The following is a 21,506-nucleotide window of genomic DNA, read 5'->3' as shown; positions in this document are numbered from 1 at the left end:
GAAAAGCTGGCAGTCTGGGACGAATACGAAAGCGATTATACCGCCTTTGATGTATGTGGTATTGAGGTTCGTGTCCTTGATGATAATTTAGCAGAAGCGATTAAGTATCTGTCTGAAAAAGACAGAGAAATCTTGTTGATGTATTTCTTCTTAGGCATGAGCGATACAGAAATCGGCGACAGATTAAAGATTAACCGTTCAACGTCGTTCCGCAGTAGGAAGAACTCACTTGAAGAAATCAAGAAAAAATTAAAGGAGAACATGAATGATGAATAACACACGCCCGTCATTTTACCTTATCTCGTCGGCTGTGGACGGCAACGTAAATTCGATTGAAAAGATACTGGCATTGTATGACCCGTACATATCAAAATGTTGTTTGCGTCCGTTTATTAACCGTTCAACGTCGTTCCGCAGTAGGAAGAACTCACTTGAAGAAATCAAGAAAAAATTAAAGGAGAACATGAATGATGAATAACACACGCCCGTCATTTTACCTTATCTCGTCGGCTGTGGACGGCAACGTAAATTCGATTGAAAAGATACTGGCATTGTATGACCCGTACATATCAAAATGTTGTTTGCGTCCGTTCTACGACAAATATGGTAATGTCTGCATAGTCGTAGACATGGAATTAAAAGGACGTATCAGAGAAGCACTTATCAAAATGATTTTGGACTTTGATATTCCTTTAGAAACCGAAGAATAACAAGCAGTAACCGCAGAGCATGATTTGTTCAATCCCCTCTTTCCTGCTCTGCCCCTGCTTTTACATGAAAGCAACACGCTTTCGCCACAGCTCTTTGACAACTGAATAAAGCAGACAGATACGTTTGTGAGATAGCGAGCCACGGGGACTGTACGCCACGACCTTTTCAAAAAAAGCGAGCGACCCACGCAGTGATCCGAGAGCGACTGTTGGAAAAGTCGTTTTGCCACGACCTATTCTCACAGAATAATGATACGTCCGCATGGTGCGGTTCTGCCCACAAGAATGGGAATAGTTGAGATACTAACGGAGCTTTCCAAAGCCGTCTGCCTGCTTGTAAAAAATGACACACAGTAAAGGGGGTGCATAGATTATGAACAATACTGATGTGCCTATCTGGGAAAAATATACGCTGACGATTGAAGAAGCGTCCAAATACTTCCGCATTGGCGAAAAGAAATTGCGTAAATTAGCCGAAGAAAATATTGACGCTGGCTGGGTTATCGTGAACGGTAACCGTATTCAGATTAAGCGAAAACAATTTGAAAAAATCATAGATACATTGGACGAAATCTAATGTCATTGAGCCGTAGATATGGTATAATAAATATAGCGTATCACGGCTCATTCCATGACGGAAAGGAGCTTTACACTATGTCTAATGTAAAACGAAAAGACGGTAAAAATCGCAATTTGCGTAATGGAGAGAGCCAGCGAAAAGACGGAAGATACGTTTATAAATATACCGATATATACGGAAAGCCACAATTTGTCTATTCTTGGAAACTTGTACCGACAGACAAGACACCTGCTGGAAAGCGTGATGATATATCGTTGAGGGAAAAAGAAGCACAGATAAAAAAAGACCTTAACGACGGTATCGACACAGTCGGCGGTAAAATGACAGTCTGCCAGCTCTACGACAAGAAGAACAGCCAAAGAAAGAACATCAAAAGGGCTACTGAAAAAGGACGACAGTATCTTATGAACGCTCTGAAAAACGACCCGTTGGGTATGAGGGCGATTGATACTGTGAAGCAATCGGACGCTAAAGAATGGGCTATCAGAATGAGTGAAAAAGGATATGCCTATAAAACGATTGATAACTATAAGCGTTCCTTGAAAGCGTCATTTTACATGGCGATACAAGACGACTGTATCAGAAAGAACCCGTTTGAATTTAAGCTAAGTGATGTTCTGGAAGATGATACGGAGCAGAAAGTTATCCTTACACCAGAGCAGGAAGAACGCCTGCTTGCCTTTATGGAAAAGGACAAGATTTACAGCAAGTATTATGATGAGGTTGTGCTTCTGCTGGAAACGGGACTTCGTATTTCTGAATTTTGCGGACTGACGACGCATATTGATATGCAGAACAGAATACTCAATATAGACCACCAGCTATTGAAAGATAGCGAAATAGGCTACTATATTGAAACACCAAAGACCAAAAACGGAAAACGGGAACTTCCATTGACAGAACGGGCTTATCAAGCAATCCAAAGAATACTAAAGAGCAGAGGAAAAGCACAACCGCTGATTGTAGGTGGTTACAGCAATTTCCTATTCTTAAACCGTGAGGGCTTGCCTAAAGTTGCAGGAAACTATGAGGGTATGGTGCGAGGATTGATTAAGAAATATAACAAGTATCACACGGATAAGTTACCGAACATCACACCACATTCATTCAGGCATACTTATTGTACGAATATGGCAAATAGAGGAATGAACCCAAACACCCTGCAATATCTCATGGGACACGCTAACATAACCATGACACTTGGCTATTACGCACACGGTACATTTCAATCTGCAAAAGCGGAACTGGAAAGACTGGCTTGTTAATATCGGAGCTTATATTTACTACTCATTTACTACTTTTGGTTGCATTTTCATGCTGGTAAATGCCAGCTTATGCAAGGTATCTTCCAAAAAGAAAATACCGATAAAGCCCTAAAATACGGGATATATCGGCATTTACCAACTTATGAAAAGATAATCAGAAATTTAGTAAGTTTTTAATAAAAAAACCTCCGGCGGGATAAGTGATTTACTGATCTCTTAAATACTATAATTTTAACCGGTAAACTTTAACCGGACGCCCCTTAGAAGTAGTTGACCTTGTGTGGGCAATAGTAGCGGCACCGCCATTTTCCAGATTGCGGAGAATGCGGTTTGCATTCCGGACAGTAACGCCCATATGGTCTGCCAGCTCATTTGTTGTAAGGTCGTATGAACCGGTCATTTTAATGATGGAGATCAGTTTCTGGATCGTTAATGTAGAGAGTTTGCAATTCTCTGCAATTTTAAAGATGTTATCCGGAAGATTTTGCGGAAAACTCGGAAGCTGTGAAGAACCGAGCGGTCCGACGAGCTGATTGGTCTCGTTCATCACAAAACTTCCATCTGTATTCCAGGATTCCCGCAGGGCATTTTCCGCATGCTTTTTCGCATCTGTAATATTTTTCCCGATTCCATAACCAACTGCGGCAGAGATGTCGTAATTTTTTTTCAACATTGCGATAATATGTCCAACCTCGAAGTTTTTGGTAATCATGGCAATTACACGGTGAGTGGTATAAATGTAGTAAACGTTGGATTCTTTCTGCAAAATGGCGTCGATCAGAAACTCTTTCTTGATATTCTGAATAGCGTCTTCCAGTATTTGGTCAGTTTTATCAGAAACAGACGGTTCATGTGCGGCAATTGCGATTGCTGCAGGCAGATTCTCGCGGTATTTTTCCAGTCTGATCTGGGACAATAATTCCTTGATCTGGGATTCTAACTGGTCTTTTACAGGATAAAGAAAATAATAAGGAACTCCGTGTTCTTCTAATAAGGGGATTGTACTGCTGTAAGAGCAGAATACCATATCAATTTTATCCTGTTTCCAAAGATCGATAATTTTCAATGCAATATTCATTTCAATCATGGAAAAATCGCCGGTTGTACTTTTATTTGCCCATTGATCCATCGTAAGTGCCAGATTATTTAAATCCAGTTCATGGATGAGATAATCAACAGAAGCATGTTCATAATTGCTCGGTGATTGAATAATCGGAAGCATAAAGTCAAAAATACAGCGCTTTGGATCCAAATCACGGCGCTCAAGAAAAAATTTTACAAGAGCGTGGTAAAAGGAAATCATATCTGCGTGAAAAGATACAACCGGCTTTTTAAATTCTCCTACATGATGTTCGATTGCAGACAGGGCTGTTGTACCACTGACCATAAAACCGTCAGCAATGGTTTCGTATTTTTTATAGATATCTGCGATGTGTTCAAAATTTGTATAATCTGCGATTGTGACATCACATTCTTCTTTAAATTCTTCAAAAGCTTTTTCAACAAAAGGATGAAGATATGTACTCGTTATAATTACAATCTTTGTTTTCATGAAATTCTCCTTTCCTTTGTATATTTTACTGAAAAAATGCACATAATTCAAGGCGAAAAATTGTAAATTATAGCAAAAATCACAAGGAGCTATAGAAAAGTGTTGACTGATATATTGAATACGGCTATGATTATTCCATAAATATTCCATAAGTGTTCCACAAATATTCTAAATATATTCTACAATTTAAAATTAGAGTAAAGTATGAAAGAAAGATGCTATTAAGAAGGAGGAGACGATATGAACTATTATGAGAGAGCGAAGGAACTGAGAGAAGAGACCGTTGCTAACCGCCGCTATCTTCATACGAATGCAGAAGTTGGCTTAAATATGCCAAAAGCGCAGGCATTTGTTATGGGAAAATTAAAAGAATATGGCTTAGAGCCAAAAGAATGTGGTCATGGTGTGACGGCAACACTGGGAAAGGGTGGAAAGGTTCTGATGCTTCGGGCAGATATGGATGCACTTCCGATGCCGGAAGAGAGTGGGGAACCGTTTGCATGTCCGTCCGGCCAGGAAGCACACGCATGCGGACACGATTTCCATGCAGCAATGCTTTTAACAGCGGCAAAGATGCTGAAGGAAAATGAATCTGAATTACAGGGAACAATTAAGTTTATGTTCCAGCCGGCAGAAGAGACTTTTGAAGGAAGCAAAGATATGATTGAGAACGGAATACTAGAGAATCCAAAAGTTGATGCCGCACTTGCCTATCATGTGGCAGCAGGACAGATGCCGGTAGGAATTTTTATGTATAACGATAACGGAACAATGATGTATTCCGTGGACGGATTCAGGATTGATATTAAAGGAAAAGGTTCGCACGGTGCATATCCACAGAATGCCATTGATCCGATCAATATCGGAGTTCACATTTACACAGCTCTGGAAGCAATCATGGCAAGAGAGGTTGATCCGACAAAAGCATGTGTTATGACAGTCGGTAAATTTGAAGGCGGAACAGCTGCAAATATCATCCCGGATACGGCAGTAATCGAAGGAACAATCCGCAGCAATGATAAGCAGGCGAGAGAACTTATGGTACGAAGAATGAAAGAAGCAGCAGTAAAGACAGCAGAAAATTACGGCGGAACGGCAGAGATTACCATGCTTTCAGAAGTACCACCTCTGATCTGTGATCCGAAATTGACCGATGAGATTGTAGGATATATGAAAGAAATGGATATTCCTGGTTTAACTCCATATCCGGGAATTTCAGCAAGCGCATCGGAAGATTTTGCAACAATTGCGGAGAAGATTCCATCTACATTTATCTATCTGTCAGCAGGATATACAGATGAGAGAGGACAGTATGGTGCACACAATCCGAAAGTGCAGTTCAACGAAGACGTGTGTCCGATCGGTTCAGGATGCCTCGCACATTGTGCGACACAGTGGTTAAAAAATAACAATTAAATATAGAACGACAGCAAAAATTGAAGAAAAGGCCAATGAGCCATTAATTCCTTTGAAATTATTTAAAAATACTCAGTATACAGTGCTTGCAGTTCTTCCAATGGCTATGATGGGATTTACAGCTCCTGGTACATCTATCATCATTTACTTTGTAGCATTGACAATTACCGGCATTGCAGAAAGTTACCGATCTGTATCCATTACACCAAGCGCACAGGCAACATTGCAGCCGGAAGATATGGGAGTAGGAAAATCGAATCAGACATACATTAAAAAACCCCTGCATAGATTGTAAAAAACAAACTATGCAGGGGTTTTTATATGAAAGATTACATCGAAGAGCGGGCGGTAGAGATTGCATATTATATCATTGAACATGAAGCAACGGTGCGACAGACAGCAAAACAATTTGGAGTGAGCAAGAGCACGATACATAAAGATGTAACAGACCGTCTCCTGGCGATCAACCCGGCGCTTGCAAAGGAGGCAAGAAAAGTCCTGGACAGAAATAAATCTGAACGGCATATCAGAGGCGGAATGGCTACAAGAGAAAAATATTTGCACCGACATCTTGAAGAAAAATAATGATTTTTAAATGTCGCGAATCAAATACTATAATAAAGGTCTGAAAATGTGGTAGTAGAGACAGGCGGGAGAATGTGTTCAGGCATTTTCTTCTGCCTGTCTCTGTGATGAAAAAAGATAATAACAGACAAAACAGATTGGCATATATTAAGTCAATAGAAAAATATAAATGACACTTTCAGAGTAAACGGGAATGTGGTACGATAGGTGATGAATTGGAGAAAGTTACAGTAGAATCGAGAGGAAAAATATGATTACAAGAAATTTTCGGAGAGAACAGAAGAGAAAGCGCGTAATGGCATATTTTATCAATGCAACGATAGAATTGATGGAAGAGATCGGGATTGAGAATCTGACGATCCGAAAAGTTGCAGAACGTGCCAAATATAACAGCGCAACTTTATACAATTATTTTGACAGCCTGGATGAGCTGGAAATGTTTGCAAGTGTGAAATGTCTGAATGAATATGTAAAAACATCGCAGATCAAATATTCAGAAGGCAAGAGTATGAGAGAATGGTATCTTGGAGAATGGAGATGTTTTTGCGAGCAGGCATTTCGTCATCCACGCATTTACAACTTCTTGTTTTTCAGCCCGCTTGGGGAGACAAATATGACGGAGATATTTCGTCGGTATTATGAAATTTTTCCACAGGAAAAAGTAGAAGAAATAGAAGAATACGAAGAATTTATGGCAAATGGAGATTTTTATAAAAGAAATCAAATGCTTCTGACAAAAGTATTGCAGGAAAAAGAATATAATCTGACGGATAAAGAAATCAGTGAGTTAAATGAGATGAGTATCCTGATTTTCAGAGGAATGCTGGAGACCATGCGCATTGATAAAAACAAACCTACACTTGCGCAGGCTGTTCATCGCACAGTGCGGTATCTGGAGAATACACTGCGGGTATATCATTTGGTATAAAAAGGTTGCAGTTTGTTAAACTTTGTGATAATATACATAAGAATTATTAGAGAGTTATATATAAATGGTTAGAGTTATAAAAATTGGTTAGAAGTTATGAGTAAGATAGATTTTCATTCCCACATTCTGCCGGGAATAGATGATGGAGCCAGGAATTTGGAGACATCGTATAATATGCATCAGATGGCCAGACAACAAGAAGTAGATCTCATGCTGGCGACACCCCATTTTTATGCGTCACAAGACAGAATTGATAACTTTTTAAAGAGGCGTGAAGAAGCTTGGGTTCAGTTCCACGACACTGTCGAAGCGTCGGAAGAGACAGAACCCCGGATTATACTCGGTGCCGAGGTGGCTTTTTTTGACGGAATCAGCCGTGCACGGGATATTGAAAAACTGACCATTCAGGGAACAAATTTAATGTTGCTTGAAATGCCTTTTGAAATATGGAATAGCCAGCAGATAAAGGAAGTAGAGTATCTGATAAAGGAGCGAAAGTTTCAGATAATAATCGCACATTTAGATCGCTTCCTGTGGATCCCCGGTAATAAAAAGTGGATAAAAGAACTACTGGAACTTCCAGTTTCCATTCAGATCAATGCAGATGCATTTGACGGCTGGATGCACACCAGAAATCTTGTAAAGTTATTTAAAGAAGGAAAAGCACATGTTCTGGGAAGTGATTGCCATGGCGCACATCACAGAGTGCCGAATTTGCAAGATGGTCGTGATATTTTAGAGAAAAAAGCCGGAAAAGAAGTACTGGAACAGATTGACAGACAGGGGGAAAAGCTACTGTCTGCGATTTTGAAATAAAGTCAGTATATTACAGAGAGGAGTATATGTGATATGACAAAGAAGAAAGTGATTGTATGCAGTGTGATATTAGGAGTTATATTAATCGGACTTCTGGCATGTGAAGTCATGTACCCGACAGGCGGGCAGGCAATGATCAAAAATCTGGTGGGTTAAGATAAAACGTATAACATTAAATAAGAAGCAAAAGGATAATTACATACAGACATATGAAAGAAGGCTCTTATGAAGAAGCAATACGAAGAACAGGCAGAAAAAAAACGACTGAAAAAGAAAAGTATTATTGCGATTGTGCTTATTATTTTTATGATAGGAGTGATCGCTGGGATTTCCAAAATAGCCGATTCGCGGACGGTGGGTGTACAGAGTACAGATACGGAAAAAGATGAGTCCATTGTTTACAAAGGAGAGACGTACGTTCCGAAGAAAAATATTTCTACATATTTAATAGCGGGAATTGATTCTTCAGACAAGATTAAGAAGCTCAAAGAGTATGATGGAACCGGACAATGCGATACACTTGCTTTGGTTGTACAGGATCGGAGTACAGACACTTGTAAGACGTTAACAATTGACCGTAACACGATGACAAATGTAAAAAGCCTGAGTGATAAGGGAGAATATCTCGCTACTACGAAGATTCAACTGTCACTGGCACATGCGATGAGTCTGGATCATAAAAAACGGGCAGAAAATACAGTAGATGCGGTATCAAATCTGTTTGATGGACAGAAGATTGACGGATATGCCATGGTTAATATGGGAGCGATTGTTCCGGTGAATGATATGGTTGGTGGCGTAATTGTGAAAATTACAGACGAATTTCCAGGAAGCAAAACACTTATAAAAGGAAAGACGGTCACTTTAAAAGGAAACGATGCAGAAACATTTGTCCGCGAGCGTAAAGACGTTGGAGACGGACTGAACGACAACCGTATGAAACGGCAGCAGGTATATGAAGTTGCATTTAAACAGGCATTTTATAAGAAATGCAATGAAAATAAAAAGTTTCCACTGGAAGTTTACAATACATTGCAGGATTATATGACGACGAATATTACAGCGCAGCAGTTTTCCAAGCTTGCAGTATTGATGGCGTCTGCCAAAGCTGATACAAAACTGACGGTGAAAGGAAAAGAAGGTTTTGACGATGACGGATGGCAGACATTTACACCAGATAAGGACAGCTTAAAACAGGTTGAACTGGAGCTGTTTTATAAGAAACAAAAATAACGACAGAGTACTGTCGTTGATAAAGGTATGAAAGGTATAATAAGGAGAAGCAACATGAACCAAAAACAATCAAATGATGAATTGGAAATTGATTTGCTGGAAGTGGCAGGGATGCTTTTAGAAAAATGGCATTATTTACTGGTCTGCTTTTTAGCAGGAGCCGTGTTATTTAATGCATTTGCATTTTTCGGCATTAAGCCAACTTATGAATCAACAGCCAAACTTTACATTGTAACAACATCTGAAAACTCCGTAGTGAATTTAAATGATCTGAACCTCGGAACTTCACTGACATCAGACTATGAACAGTTAATGCTCAGCTATCCGGTATTAGATAAGGTAATCAAAAAACTGGATCTGAATACAACATCAGAGAATCTGAAAAAGGCATATACTTTAACTAATCCGGATGATACACGAATCCTGGAGATTAAAGCGACAAGTACAGATCCGGAGAAAGCAAAAGAGTTAGCTGATACGATGGCGGAAGTGGCAATGGATTATCTGCCGGACACAATGAGTGCGATGACACCCAACTTTGCACAGCATGCGAAAGTTGCAGATCATAAGGCGAATCCAAGCTATGGCAAGTATACAATCATGGGCGCATTGTTAGGACTGATAGCCTGTGCAGGTGTACTAATCGCAGGATATCTGATGGATGATACGATCCACTCATCCGAGGATATGGAGAAATATTTTGATCTTGTTCCATTGACTTCTATTCCAGATAGTGATCTGTTTATTGAGAGCGAATCAGATATGAAAAAAACAAGAAAAAGGAGGGGAAGAAGATAATGAAAGAATTAGCAATTAATCTTCCGGAACTTCCATATGCAGTAGAGGAAGCAATGAACCGTCTGCGTATTAATATTAAGTTTTGCGGAAATGATACAAAGAAGATCCTGATGACAAGCTGTCTTCCGAATGAAGGAAAGAGTACAGTAGCAATCTTCTTATGGAAAATGCTTGCAGAAGCCGGATTCCCGACAGCCTTCGTAGATGTGGATCTTCGTAATTCCGTTGTAAGAAAAAGATACGATGTAGATTATAATGAAGAGACAAGTGGTCTGAATCATTATTTGTCTGGAATGGCAGAGTATGAGGATGTAGTATATAAGACTAACATTCCAGATGCATACATGGTACCATGTACACAGCTTTTGGAGAATCCGTCCCCGCTTTTGGAAGATGCACGATTCAAGCAGTTATTAGATAAGCTTGCAGAGGAATATCGTTTCGTAATTATCGATGCACCGCCGCTCGGCAGTGTTGCAGATAGCACATTGATTGCATCTATGTGCGATGGAGCAGTATTGGTTGTACGTGCAGGAGAAACATCTAAAACATTGATCCGTCAGTCTTTATATGAGATTGAACAGTCCGGTTGTACACTTCTTGGAACAGTACTGAACCGAGTAGCTGTAAAAGCAAAAAAATATGGTAAATATGGCAAGTACGGTAAATATGGCTATGGATATGGTTATGGATATGTACAGCAGTCAGAAGATAAATCATCCAAATGATAAGGGGGATAAACAAGTCCACGTGGTTAGGACTGTTTATTATAGAACAATTGAAGTAACAAAGTAAAAAAGGAGTTGAGTCCAATGAAGACATTAAAGAAAACATTGTTTCTCATTTTTACACTGACAATGTTGATGGGAATGACAGCTATGGCTGCTAATTCACCTTCTAAATCAACATTCAAACCAACACTGAAGAAAACATCTACAGTGTACAATGGTAAAACTCAGAAAGCTACTATTGTAGTAAAAGATGGCAAGAAAACATTAAAAGAAGGCGTAGATTACAAAGTATACAATACTTCACACAAAGCTGCCGGAAAACATGTTGTAAAAGTAAAAGGTCTTGGTAAGTATGCTGGACAGACATGGAAAGGTACTTATACAATTAAACAGGCAAAACAGACTGTAAAAGTTTCTAGGAGATCTTACACAGTAAAAGCTTCTAAAGTTAAAAAAGCAACTCAGTCTACAAGACTGAAAGTAACTAAGAAAGCTGGTAAGACAACCTATAAGAGCAACTATTCTAAGATTAAAGTTAAAAACGGAAAGATCTATGTAAAGAAAGGTGCTAAGAAAGGTACTTACAAGATTACAGTTACTGTAAAAGATACTAACTACAAAACTGTAAAAAAGACAATTAAAGTTAGAGTTAAATAATTTTGTTAGATTAGCGAAAAATTCCCTGACCACGCAGGGAATTTTTTTATTACCTTTCTTATCTCTTGCCAAGGCAACATTTGTAACGTATAATAGAAATTGTCTTTAAATGTATCCTGTGAGGAAAAGAAATATCCTGCAAAGGAGAAAAGAAGATAGAAATGCTATCTAGGAGGAATTCTTGTGAAGAGAGAATTAGTGATTGTAATTGACTTTGGCGGTCAATATAACCAGCTGGTTGCAAGACGTGTCAGAGAATGTAATGTTTACTGCGAGATTTATTCGTACAAGACAGATCTTGAGAAAATCAAAGCAATGAATCCTATGGGAATTATTCTGACTGGTGGACCAAACAGCTGCTATGAAGTCGATTCACCAACATATAAAAAAGAATTATTCGAATTAGGAATCCCGGTTCTTGGACTTTGCTATGGTGCTCAGCTTATGATGCATGTTCTTGGCGGAAAAGTAGAACTTTCCGATGTAAAAGAATATGGAAAGACAGAAGTATTGGTAGATAAGAAAGATTCCAAGATTTTTGAAAATGTATCAGAGAAGACAATCTGCTGGATGAGTCATACAGATTATATTTCAAAACTTGCGCCTGGATTTGAAGTGACAGCGCATACGGCGAATTGTCCGGTGGCAGCAGCAGAAGATGTAGAACATGGCTTATATGCGATTCAGTATCATCCGGAAGTACTTCATTCTGTAGAAGGAACAAAGATGCTATCCAATTTTGTGCTTGGAGTTTGCGGATGTGCAGGTGACTGGAGGATGGATTCATTTGTGGAAGAATCGATCAAACAGATCCGTGAAAAGGTCGGAAACGGCAAAGTGTTATGCGCTTTATCCGGAGGTGTTGATTCTTCAGTAGCAGCTGTATTGCTTTCCAAAGCAGTAGGTGATCAGCTGACATGTGTATTTGTAGATCACGGTCTTTTGAGGAAGAATGAAGGGGATGAAGTTGAAGCTGTATTCGGACCGGAAGGTTCTTATGATCTGAACTTTATTCGTGTGAATGCACAGCAGAGATTTTATAATAAACTTGCCGGAGTAACAGAACCAGAGAAGAAGAGAAAGATCATCGGAGAAGAATTTATCCGTGTATTTGAAGAAGAAGCAAAGAAAATCGGGGCAGTAGATTTCCTTGTGCAGGGAACGATTTATCCGGACGTTGTAGAAAGTGGTCTGGGTGGAGAATCTGCAGTGATTAAGTCTCACCATAATGTTGGTGGACTTCCGGATTATGTAGATTTCAAAGAAATCATTGAGCCACTTCGTGATCTGTTCAAGGATGAAGTACGTAAAGCAGGACTGGAGCTTGGTATTCCGGAGAGATTGGTATTCCGTCAGCCATTCCCGGGACCGGGACTTGGAATCCGTATCATCGGCGAAATAACGGAAAAGAAAGTTAAGATTGTTCAGGATGCAGATGCTATTTACCGTGAGGAGATGGACAAAGCCGGAATGAACAAGACAGTCGGACAGTATTTTGCAGCACTTACAAATATGCGAAGTGTAGGAGTTATGGGCGATTTTAGAACATATGATTATGCAGTTGCACTTCGTGCGGTTAATACGATCGACTTTATGACAGCAGAAGCAGCCGAAGTTCCTTATGAAGTATTGAATAAGGTAATGAACCGAATTATTAATGAGGTAACAGGTGTCAACAGAGTAATGTATGATCTGACGAGTAAGCCGCCTGGAACGATTGAGTTTGAATAGTTGACGCTGGGCTACAAAGCCCGTAACCACGGGGCTTTGCGGCTTTGGGTGTTTGAAATTGCATTATCATTGCATTTTTATATTTCTTTGTGATACATTGCAGTATGCTGATTACTGGTATAATTAGCAATACTTTGAGAAGCTGACTGGTAGCTGAGAACCCCGGTCAGCTTCTTTGCAATCTCAATATTGGTGTTTGGATACAGATGACCATAAGTTCCTAGTGTCGTCTGTATTTTTTCATGTCCAAGACGCTCTTTAATCAGCAGTGGATTTTCGCCCATGCTGATAAGCAGGGAAGCATGCGAATGTCTCAGGGCATGAATTTTGATTCTGTGAACACCAGCTAAATTTGCCAATTTCTCCAATGCTCTTGGAAGTGTTGTTTTGCTGGTGGGTGTACTGTTATAACTCAGGACGAATCCACAATTTGGTAAAACCTTTGCCTGAACCGCCTTCCATTCTTGTAATTCCTTGATGGTATCAGCATCAATATAAATGGTACGGTTGCTTGCCTGCGTCTTAGGTTCAACGAATTTGTAGTCATTCATTGTTTTATAGTACAGTGTTTTACTAATAATCAGCATACCTGTTTCAAAATCAATATCATCCCACTGTAAGGCGGCAGCCTCTCCAATACGCATTCCAGTCATAAATAAAAGCCAGAACGAGATGAAGAGATAGTGCTCGTAGTAGTCACCTTTGTACAGCAGGGATATTACCTTCTGAAACTCCTCCAAAGTCCAGAAGTCGATCTTTACTTTTTTAGATTTGATATTGCCGATCATGCGGGCAGGATTCTTCTTTGCAAGTCCGAGGATAATCGCCCGGTCAAAAGCTAAACATAACATTCCCTGAACAATGCGTACATAGTTTGGACTGAATTGTTTTGCCAACTTGAGCTGCCAGGTCTGTACATTTATCGCTTCTATTTCGGACACTTTCTTCTTGTAGAAATAGGCAAAGTGTTTTTGAATGGTCGAGTAACGATTCTTGTAGGTACTTTCTTTCACCTGAGTTTTGTACCACGGAAGATAGATTTCTTCAATAAACTTTTTGAAGGTAATGTCTTCCTTCTTATCAGCTAATTCTTCCGTTGATGCAAGAATCAATTTGGAATACTCGGCACGGGCTTCTTTTTTTGTTGAGAATCCGCTGCGGTATTTTTGAATCTGTTTTCCGGTTACAGGATGATATCCGAGATTGGCTCGAAAATAATAAGTGCCGTTTTCTGCTTTTTTAATTGGATCTTTTGCCATGATTTCACTCCTTACTAAAATGCAAAAAGCACGATCATTCTTGCTTATCGGGCAAAGTAATCCCTAATAATTCTTCAACGGCTTCTTTTGGAACCCTGTCTAATTTTCTGGATTGATAATAGGTATGCCCCTTTTCTACCATAAGTTCCTTTGCTTTTTTTATAATATCAGCAGCAAAGGAAGGACCGTAGCCTAATTCAATCAAATCCCTTTTTGTTACAGTTATCATGAATCTCCTTTCCACAGACAGGGAATCAACTTGATACCTGTCTATTATTATATCAAATTTTGAGTAAAAGTTCTCTAATAAAAGCGCTATAAGCTAAAATCCCAAAAGTCTATGTTATTCTTTCAGAAGCCAGTTCCTATGCCCGTTCCGGCCACGTAAAACGGTGTTACTTTGTAACTATTAAGCTGCAGGCGTGCGAAGATGCAAACTATCTGCAGTCACCTATATCAATCTCCCGAAAGATTTCTTTTGTTTTCAAGGTACGGCGAATGGATATATTACCCATTCAATTAAGGAATAGGGGACTTTTCTTTAAGATTGAAAAATTTTGAGAAAAAATGATAAAAATAAAAGCTGCCTTGATTTGGCAGCTACGGAAATCTATTTGCGTTTTAGAGCCAGACGATTCAGCATGGAAATGAGCGCAAGCATATCCTCGTCATCGAGTTGTTTCATCAGATCAGTTGCTTTGTCAATCAGAGGAAGATTGTGCAGCTCTGAATCGAAGAACTGTTGAGGAGTGACTTCCAGATAGTCACAGATATCCAGAAAGCTCTGCATGGTAGGCAGAGAACGTCCGGAAGTGAGGGACTGGATGTAGCTTTTATTTTTGCCAAGATCCAGACTCATCTGATATTCAGATACATTTTTCTTTAAACGCAGTTCGCTGATGCGTTCTCCAATAAAGTTTTTATCCATACATTTACACCTCTCTTCCACATTTTAAACTATTTACTTACAGCAAATTACGGAATAAAATAGAGATATATTTGAAATATAGTGATTATTCCGTAATATAACCGTAATTTACTAAAATGATACAAAAAAAGAAATTATGGATGATAGAAAATGGATTTTGGGGTATGATGATAGCAAAGGAAGTGGATGTCTGTGCGGATTATAGGAAATGAGCAGGAAATTGAATGGGCGAAGGAAGCACTGCGGAATCAATGTAACGATTGTCCCTACTTGGACTGCTGTAATGAAAAGGCGAAAGAGGAGTCAAAGCAGTGTGGAACGGTTCGGTTTGGCTGCCGGGAGTATCTGAAAGAGAAGATTGAATTCGTAGTAGAAAAATAGATGTAGTATTTTGAACAAATATAAACACTATATATAGTATAAGCCTGAATTGACATGAGGAATATCTTGTGCTAGTATACTGATATAGTTTATTTTATGCACACCCTTTTTGGGGAGTTTCGGGATTCATAAGAATCTCCAAACTTACAGGAAACAGCAGGAGCTGATTCCTGGCATAAGTAGTTTATGTTTGTAGTGAGTGTCACGGTATGCCTTTTTTGGCTGCGTGGCACTTTTGTTTTTTCAGGAAGAAACCAGACTTTTAAGAATGAACAGAGAAAAGACTCTCTTTTCATTCTTTTTTTGTGCTTACATTTAGGTTTCGGCATAGTTGCATGCCACAACCAGCTTCGGCTGTTGATGGATAAATATTATTTTAAGAAAGGTGGAATAAGAACATGAATGAAGCAAGAGTGTATGCAGATGGATTTGAGAGATCCTTTGCAGAAGTAAAAGATCTGCTGGAGTTTCTGGCAGAGAGAGGAAGAAATGCCAAATGGATCAGAAAGCCAACGAATACGTTACGGCTGGCACCACTGGAAAAGGAGGCTCAAAATCTGGATGCGGCAGATGCATCCATGGAAGAAATTTTGGAGGATACAGAGAAGAATACGCAGCTTGTACTGAAAATGAGAGGAGAATCCTATCCGGTACGTGACTGTGCCATCCGCACCATTTTAAGCCGCGCAGGTGTCAATGGAGACGGGCTTCGCAAGCTGGATAAGGCAACATATGCGAAGGTAGTCAATTACTGCCTGCGGGTTGCAAAAGGGGATGCCCTGATTAAGATTGCGGACGGAAAGGTTTCCGCAGTACATGGCGGGGATAAACATGATTATTGCATCCTTGATATGAAAGCCATGTTTGAGACAACCTGCGAATATCTGAATCTGAATTTCAAAGGCAGTGTTTACATGGAGGGCTCTGGTATCTATGACCATTCCATTGTATCTGCCATGTGGAAGCTCGGAGGAAGTCAGGAACTTCTGGATACTTACCGAAAAGCACTGGATGCACACGGAATGGATGAGAAGATCCTGTCACCGGCACTTCGTTTTACCACATCTGACGTGGCAGCGAGCGGTGCAAATCTGTATCCGATGCTTTTGACAGACGGACCAAACGGCGTTATCAGTCTGGGAAGTCCAATCAAGCTGGCTCACGATAAAGGGGCAACGATTCTGGACTTCCGGAAAAATCTGGAGCAGGTATGCGCCCGCTATGTGGATGCGATGAAGAATCTTACTCAGCTTATGGACATTGAGATCCGTAATCCGGTGAACTGCCTGAAGCTGCTGATGAAGGAACTTGGCATTAAACAGAAGATCCGGAATGAGGTGGTGGAGCTATTTGTATCCCAGAACGGGGAAGGTGCCTGTACGGCACATGATCTTTATTATGCCATGAATGAAGCCTCCTTTTTTGCAGCCTGTGAAGGAATGTCCGGACAGGGCATCCTGAAGCTGGAGGAGGATATTACGAAGGCGCTTATAAAAGACTGGAAAAAATATGACGTTTATGGAGCAGTCAAATGTTAGGAGGAATTGGAATGAATAACAAAGCAGAGTATACACCGGAAAAGGTTGTGGATATCAGTAACCTGTCAAGAGAAGACTGGTTGGAATACCGCAAAAAAGGAATCGGCGGCAGTGATGTAGCGGCAATCATGGGGATCTCTCCATTTGCCACTATCCGGGATCTGTTTTACAACAAAACAGGTGTGCAGCCGGTCATTCAGGAGGAAGAGGAAAGCAACTGGGTTGCCAAGGAAGTCGGACACCGGCTGGAAGATCTGGTGGCAGAAATCTTTTCCAAAAAGACCGGACTGGAAGTATTTCCGGTACGTGTCATGTTCCGGCATCCATTATATCCGTTCATGCTTGCAGATGTGGATTTTTTTGTTCGTATGCCGGATGGGACATTTGCGATTCTGGAATGTAAAACCTGCAATTATAATGCGAAAGATAAGTGGGCTGATGAGGGTATTCCAGCTCATTATGTGCTGCAGGTAAGGCATTATCTGTCTGTGATGAATATGCAGAAAGCCTTTATCGCATGCCTGTATGGAAATAACGAGAATGAGTTTGTGTATCGCACCATTGAGCGTGATCTGATTGAGGAAGAAGACATCATTGATCAGGAAACGTATTTCTGGCAGGAACATGTATTGAAAAATGTAGTACCGCCGCATAACGGGAATTCCGATCTGGTTCTGGCAAATATCCGTAATTATGGTGGTTTTGCAGACAAATCTATTCCGGAAATTGTGCTTTCCGGTCTGGAATCAAAAAATCTTGAGAAGTATCTTACCCTTTCGGAGGAAAAGTCACAGTTGGAAAAACGGAAAAAGGAAATCGAAGCAGAACAGCGGGCAATCAGTGTTCCTTTTGTGGAACAGCTGGGGCAGGGCTGCAAGGCAGTGCTGGAGGACGGTACGAACCGTTACCGTATTACCTATAATCCGACCAGACGTACTTCGGTTGGGAAAGACCAGATGGAGAAGCTGAAAAACCAGCATCCGGATATCTATGAGGAATATACAAAAACAACGGAGAGCCGTACTTTCCGAATTAAGAAGGAGGCGGCGTAATGAGAAAACCAAATGAACGGATGCGGATAAAAAGCTGGAGGGATATAAACAATGAGGTGCAGATTTAAACATAAGATTTTCCAGAATGAGGAGAATGGGTATACGATTGCCATATTCACCACACAGGATACGTCTGTCCCCCTGTCAGCCAGAGACAAATATCTGGCATCCCGGAATATCATCGGCTTCTCAGCGATTGGATTCGGTCTTCCGCTTACAGACGAGATTGAGCTTGAGATGGAAGGCAGATGGGAGAGCGGAGAGCATGGAACTCAGTATCAGGTGGAAAATTTCATGGAGGTTGTACCACGGACAAAGGAGGGTATCTTAGGATACCTTTCTTCCGGTGCAATCAAAGGTATCGGTCCCAAGATGGCAGATACTATTTTCCGGAAGTTTGGGCTTCAGACACTGGAAATCATGGAAAACAACCCGCAGGAACTCTTGAAGATCCGTGGAATTTCCGAGAAGAAGCTGGCTGCTATTGTGGAGTCCTATGGAAAAAACCAGGTGTTCCGGGAACTGATGACGTTTCTGGCGCCTTTTAAGGTAACACCCAAAAAAGTGAATATGATTCTGAAGAAATTCGGAAATGAATCGGTGGATATTATCCGGCACCGCCCTTACATGCTGAGTGCAGTCAAAGGCTTCGGGTTTCTGGCTGTGGATGCGATCGGAAGACAGTGCTGCTGTGCACTCAATGATCCCATGCGGATATCCGGGTGCATCGGACATATCATGAATCAGGCAATGAAAGAAGGACATCTGTTTAAGCAGCGTCAGGAGGTTATCAGGGAAGCACTGGAAATGCTGAACCGGGATCTGCAGGTCATGGCAGTATCGGAGCAGGATGTCAGTCAGGTGCTTTACCGGCTGGTGCTGCAAAAAAGCATTGTTGTGGAGGAAGAACGGATCTATTCTATCCGGCAGTATGAAGAAGAAACACAGACCGCTTCCATGATAGCCAGACGGCTTTTGGAGAAGCCGGTTTTGCTGTCCATTGAACCGGAGCTGGAAAAGGCACAGAAGACACTGGGGATCACGCTGTCAGAAACACAGAAACAGGCAGTGCGGATGGTGTTTGCACATCCCATCAGTATTATTACCGGAGGTCCCGGAACCGGAAAGACAACGGTTCTCAAGGTGATTCTCTATATCCATCAGGCGTTATGCAGGTCAGAGGTACAGCTTATGGCTCCGACCGGACGTGCGGCAAGACGTATGGTGGAGAGTACCGGCTGTGAAAATGCATCCACGATGCATCTGGCCCTGGGGCTTTTGGGAGATGATACGGATTTTGAACCGGATTTTGAGTACCTGTCTGCCGGATTTCTAAATGTAGATGAGGTGTCCATGGTGGACATGCATCTTGCCTATGAATTTTTCCGGCGGGTTAGCAGACATGCCAGAGTCCTTTTAGTCGGGGATAAGAACCAGCTTCCATCCGTAGGAGCCGGGGATGTGTTCCGGCAACTGATTGCCTGCGGGCTGATTCCGGTCACGGTACTGGATCTGGTTTACCGGCAGGGCGCTTTGAGCAGCATACCTTATAATGCAAAACTGATGCAGGAGAATAAGACTAATCTGAGCTTTGGGGAGGATTTTCAGTTCATTGCCTGTAAAGGAGCAGATGAAGCGGCAGAGATTGTCCGGAGGATTTATCTGGACGAGATTGCAAAAAACGGCATGGATCAGGTACAGATCCTGACTCCGTATCGGAAACGCAGTGCTGCCGGAGTGGATGAATTGAACAAATCTCTGGAGGATTTTGTAAATCCGCCAATCGCAGGGAAGAAGGAACTGCATATCGGCAGTCAGGTGTTCCGGGTTGGCGATAAGATTTTACAGAATAAAAATACCGAGATGGCGAGTAACGGCGATCTGGGCAGGATACTGGACTGTATCACGGATGAGGATGGAAATGCCAGGGCAGTGATCGGATTCCCGGATGGGCGGCAGGTGCAATATGAAGCTGACCAGATGGAAATGATCGAACATGCTAACGCAACAACCATCCATAAGGCACAGGGTTCCGAATGTCCGGTTGTCATCATCCCTTGGGTAAAAGCCTTTTATATGATGCTGAAGCGCAATATTCTCTATACCGGAGTGACCAGAGCGAAAAGCAAGGTTTATCTGGTAGGGGAATGGGCTGCAGTCTGTCAGGCAATCCATACGGATGACAGCGGGACAAGGAACACCATTCTGAGTGAGCGGATCGTACAGTATTACGATCAGTATCAGAGTGAACAGAAACCGGAAATGGAGCAGTTAAAACTTGTTGTTTAAAAATATTTTTCAATTTTTGAAATAAGCGGACTATTACTCTTATATAGGGGAACGTCTGCTTTTCTAAATGAAAGGAGCAGAGAATGAAAGAATTATTGTATAAGAAATCAGAGGCAGTTGCCGCTTTGAACCGTGTGGATGGCTTCCATCCGATGGAACTGGCAAGAAAGATTGGAGAAGAAGGGCAGGAGGAGCAGCTTTATCTGGATGTGAAATACCGGAAGCTATGGTTTCGTCTGGTCAATCCGGCAGGAAAGATCATCAGCCGGATTATCACTTTCACAGAGAACATGGCAGTTGTGGAAGCACGTATCTATCTGGATAAATGTGATCAGGAAGACAATTATGTAGCCAATTCCTTTTCGCAGAAATTCCGGAGCGATGACCCGAAGTTTGGAGACAAATTTCTGGAAATGGCAGAAACAGCAGCCGTAGGAAGGGCATTATCGGATGCCGGATATGGTGTGCAGTTTGCGGATGTGGGAGAGGAAAATGATCCTGCACAGGTAGATGCCGGAATTCCATATCAGAATCCACAGATGCCGGATTCAGGTGCCATGGAAAATGCAGCCATGCCGGATTCGGGTGTCATGCCAAATGCCCCTATGCCAACTTATGGAGAGATGCCAGGTCAGCCGGAATATGCAGGCCAGCAGATGATGAATCAGTTCTATCAGCAGGCACAGGCGGCGGGAAGCACCATTTACCATGGCAGTGGACAAATGCCTGGCTACGGTTCCGCTCCGGCTGCCTCTACGCCGCCAAAGACCGGACAGATGCTGCAGGGAGCATTACAGAATCTGGATACGTCCCTTCCGGTAGAAGAACTGATGAAACACATGAACTATGAAATGGCAGTCGGGACTGTGATTCCGGGAAAGGGAAAATACGGCGGAAAGACCATGGGACAGGTGGCAGTTGAAAGCCCGTCAACGATCCAGTGGTTTGCCGAGCAATATTCCGGACCGAACAATCTGGTTCCGGCGGCAGCAAAGGTAATTTTACAAAAAGCAATGCCGATGGCTGGTTAAGGAAGAACCCCGCAGAGAGCTTTTTT

Annotated in this window: 25 protein-coding genes; 21 read left to right on the top strand and 4 right to left on the bottom strand. The window is 41.5% G+C overall.

Annotation, left to right across the window (positions count from 1 at the left end; all coding sequences use genetic code 11):
• From DXC04_RS09045 to DXC04_RS09015, 5 genes are all read left to right on the top strand, one after another.
• The coding region (locus tag DXC04_RS09045) for a sigma factor-like helix-turn-helix DNA-binding protein (RefSeq protein WP_118660835.1) at nucleotides 1-276 on the top strand (276 nt) is incomplete at its 5' end.
• Nucleotides 266-478 carry a helix-turn-helix domain-containing protein gene (locus tag DXC04_RS16045; RefSeq protein ID WP_118660833.1) on the top strand — a complete coding sequence of 71 codons (213 nt, stop codon included), beginning with the start codon at nucleotides 266-268 and terminating at the stop codon, nucleotides 476-478. The genes DXC04_RS09045 and DXC04_RS16045, both read left to right, overlap by 11 nt.
• Nucleotides 471-710 (top strand): helix-turn-helix domain-containing protein, encoded by a 240-nt coding sequence (locus DXC04_RS09035; RefSeq protein WP_009321559.1) that lies wholly within the window; start codon nucleotides 471-473, stop codon nucleotides 708-710. Before DXC04_RS16045 ends, DXC04_RS09035 begins: the two co-directional genes overlap by 8 nt.
• A gap of 373 nt (nucleotides 711-1,083) precedes the next feature.
• On the top strand, nucleotides 1,084-1,287 hold the full coding sequence (locus DXC04_RS09020) for an excisionase (RefSeq protein ID WP_004613735.1): 204 nt from the start codon (nucleotides 1,084-1,086) through the stop codon (nucleotides 1,285-1,287).
• A gap of 77 nt (nucleotides 1,288-1,364) precedes the next feature.
• Nucleotides 1,365-2,555, top strand: coding sequence for a site-specific integrase (locus tag DXC04_RS09015; protein WP_009271880.1), 1,191 nt, complete (start codon nucleotides 1,365-1,367; stop codon nucleotides 2,553-2,555).
• Nucleotides 2,556-2,778: 223 nt separating this feature from the next.
• Here the strand turns inward: DXC04_RS09015 and DXC04_RS09010 are convergent, their stop codons facing one another.
• Nucleotides 2,779-4,107: a hypothetical protein gene (locus tag DXC04_RS09010; protein WP_118660831.1), complete on the bottom strand. Its 1,329-nt coding sequence runs from the start codon at nucleotides 4,105-4,107 to the stop codon at nucleotides 2,779-2,781.
• Nucleotides 4,108-4,347: 240 nt separating this feature from the next.
• Here DXC04_RS09010 and DXC04_RS09005 point away from each other — a divergent pair, with 240 nt between their 5' ends.
• The 11 genes from DXC04_RS09005 (at nucleotide 4,348) to guaA (ending at nucleotide 13,002) form a co-directional block, all read left to right on the top strand.
• A complete protein-coding gene (locus DXC04_RS09005) occupies nucleotides 4,348-5,523 on the top strand; it encodes a M20 family metallopeptidase (RefSeq protein ID WP_118660829.1) in 1,176 nt (391 codons plus the stop codon).
• A gap of 52 nt (nucleotides 5,524-5,575) precedes the next feature.
• Nucleotides 5,576-5,818: a hypothetical protein gene (locus DXC04_RS09000; RefSeq protein WP_330426450.1), complete on the top strand. Its 243-nt coding sequence runs from the start codon at nucleotides 5,576-5,578 to the stop codon at nucleotides 5,816-5,818.
• Nucleotides 5,819-5,844: 26 nt separating this feature from the next.
• Nucleotides 5,845-6,108: a sporulation transcriptional regulator SpoIIID gene (gene spoIIID, locus DXC04_RS08995; RefSeq protein WP_118660827.1), complete on the top strand. Its 264-nt coding sequence runs from the start codon at nucleotides 5,845-5,847 to the stop codon at nucleotides 6,106-6,108.
• 250 nt (nucleotides 6,109-6,358) lie between these two features.
• The gene (locus DXC04_RS08990) at nucleotides 6,359-7,036 is read left to right on the top strand and encodes a TetR/AcrR family transcriptional regulator (protein WP_243112132.1); all 678 of its coding nucleotides are present in this window, start codon (nucleotides 6,359-6,361) and stop codon (nucleotides 7,034-7,036) included.
• Nucleotides 7,037-7,132: 96 nt separating this feature from the next.
• Complete coding sequence (locus DXC04_RS08985) at nucleotides 7,133-7,852, top strand: CpsB/CapC family capsule biosynthesis tyrosine phosphatase (protein WP_118660825.1); 720 nt, start codon at nucleotides 7,133-7,135, stop codon at nucleotides 7,850-7,852.
• Nucleotides 7,853-7,885: 33 nt separating this feature from the next.
• Nucleotides 7,886-8,008: a hypothetical protein gene (locus DXC04_RS16040; protein ID WP_279209065.1), complete on the top strand. Its 123-nt coding sequence runs from the start codon at nucleotides 7,886-7,888 to the stop codon at nucleotides 8,006-8,008.
• A 69-nt stretch (nucleotides 8,009-8,077) separates the two neighbouring features.
• A complete protein-coding gene (locus tag DXC04_RS08980) occupies nucleotides 8,078-9,085 on the top strand; it encodes an LCP family protein (protein WP_117537031.1) in 1,008 nt (335 codons plus the stop codon).
• Nucleotides 9,086-9,139: 54 nt separating this feature from the next.
• A complete protein-coding gene (locus DXC04_RS08975) occupies nucleotides 9,140-9,883 on the top strand; it encodes a YveK family protein (RefSeq protein ID WP_021859696.1) in 744 nt (247 codons plus the stop codon).
• Nucleotides 9,883-10,611, top strand: a complete 729-nt coding sequence (locus tag DXC04_RS08970; protein WP_118287976.1) for a CpsD/CapB family tyrosine-protein kinase — start codon at nucleotides 9,883-9,885, stop codon at nucleotides 10,609-10,611. Before DXC04_RS08975 ends, DXC04_RS08970 begins: the two co-directional genes overlap by 1 nt.
• Nucleotides 10,612-10,695: 84 nt before the next feature.
• Nucleotides 10,696-11,271: a hypothetical protein gene (locus tag DXC04_RS08965; protein ID WP_118287975.1), complete on the top strand. Its 576-nt coding sequence runs from the start codon at nucleotides 10,696-10,698 to the stop codon at nucleotides 11,269-11,271.
• A 183-nt stretch (nucleotides 11,272-11,454) separates the two neighbouring features.
• Nucleotides 11,455-13,002: a glutamine-hydrolyzing GMP synthase gene (gene guaA / locus DXC04_RS08960; protein ID WP_118660823.1), complete on the top strand. Its 1,548-nt coding sequence runs from the start codon at nucleotides 11,455-11,457 to the stop codon at nucleotides 13,000-13,002.
• Between the two features lie 77 nt (nucleotides 13,003-13,079).
• Here the strand turns inward: guaA and DXC04_RS08955 are convergent, their stop codons facing one another.
• The 3 genes from DXC04_RS08955 to DXC04_RS08945 all read right to left on the bottom strand — a co-directional run bounded on the left by DXC04_RS08955 (nucleotide 13,080) and on the right by DXC04_RS08945 (nucleotide 15,189).
• Nucleotides 13,080-14,261 carry a site-specific integrase gene (locus DXC04_RS08955; protein ID WP_005333347.1) on the bottom strand — a complete coding sequence of 394 codons (1,182 nt, stop codon included), beginning with the start codon at nucleotides 14,259-14,261 and terminating at the stop codon, nucleotides 13,080-13,082.
• Nucleotides 14,262-14,295: 34 nt separating this feature from the next.
• Nucleotides 14,296-14,490, bottom strand: coding sequence for a DUF3173 domain-containing protein (locus DXC04_RS08950; RefSeq protein WP_005333349.1), 195 nt, complete (start codon nucleotides 14,488-14,490; stop codon nucleotides 14,296-14,298).
• Between the two features lie 381 nt (nucleotides 14,491-14,871).
• On the bottom strand, nucleotides 14,872-15,189 hold the full coding sequence (locus tag DXC04_RS08945; protein ID WP_005333350.1) for a helix-turn-helix domain-containing protein: 318 nt from the start codon (nucleotides 15,187-15,189) through the stop codon (nucleotides 14,872-14,874).
• 192 nt (nucleotides 15,190-15,381) lie between these two features.
• On the opposite strand from DXC04_RS08945, the gene DXC04_RS08940 reads away from it, so the two are divergent.
• The 5 genes from DXC04_RS08940 (at nucleotide 15,382) to DXC04_RS08915 (ending at nucleotide 21,480) form a co-directional block, all read left to right on the top strand.
• On the top strand, nucleotides 15,382-15,570 hold the full coding sequence (locus tag DXC04_RS08940) for a 2-ketoisovalerate ferredoxin oxidoreductase (RefSeq protein ID WP_425458801.1): 189 nt from the start codon (nucleotides 15,382-15,384) through the stop codon (nucleotides 15,568-15,570).
• A gap of 398 nt (nucleotides 15,571-15,968) precedes the next feature.
• Nucleotides 15,969-17,108 carry a hypothetical protein gene (locus DXC04_RS08930; RefSeq protein ID WP_005333353.1) on the top strand — a complete coding sequence of 380 codons (1,140 nt, stop codon included), beginning with the start codon at nucleotides 15,969-15,971 and terminating at the stop codon, nucleotides 17,106-17,108.
• Nucleotides 17,102-18,160 (top strand): YqaJ viral recombinase family nuclease, encoded by a 1,059-nt coding sequence (locus DXC04_RS08925; RefSeq protein WP_005333354.1) that lies wholly within the window; start codon nucleotides 17,102-17,104, stop codon nucleotides 18,158-18,160. The genes DXC04_RS08930 and DXC04_RS08925 overlap by 7 nt, the downstream gene beginning before the upstream one ends.
• A gap of 51 nt (nucleotides 18,161-18,211) precedes the next feature.
• Nucleotides 18,212-20,449: an SF1B family DNA helicase RecD2 gene (gene recD2 / locus DXC04_RS08920; protein ID WP_117718935.1), complete on the top strand. Its 2,238-nt coding sequence runs from the start codon at nucleotides 18,212-18,214 to the stop codon at nucleotides 20,447-20,449.
• A gap of 83 nt (nucleotides 20,450-20,532) precedes the next feature.
• On the top strand, nucleotides 20,533-21,480 hold the full coding sequence (locus DXC04_RS08915; protein WP_005333375.1) for a hypothetical protein: 948 nt from the start codon (nucleotides 20,533-20,535) through the stop codon (nucleotides 21,478-21,480).
• Nucleotides 21,481-21,506: the final 26 nt, after the last annotated feature.

Origin of the sequence: Dorea sp. OM07-5 (assembly GCF_003481355.1) — a bacterium.
In the GTDB taxonomy this organism is placed as follows: Bacteria; Bacillota; Clostridia; order Lachnospirales; family Lachnospiraceae; genus Dorea_D; species Dorea_D hominis.
Note: the sequence above shows the minus strand (reverse complement) of the source record. Positions and strands in the feature narration are given on the sequence as shown.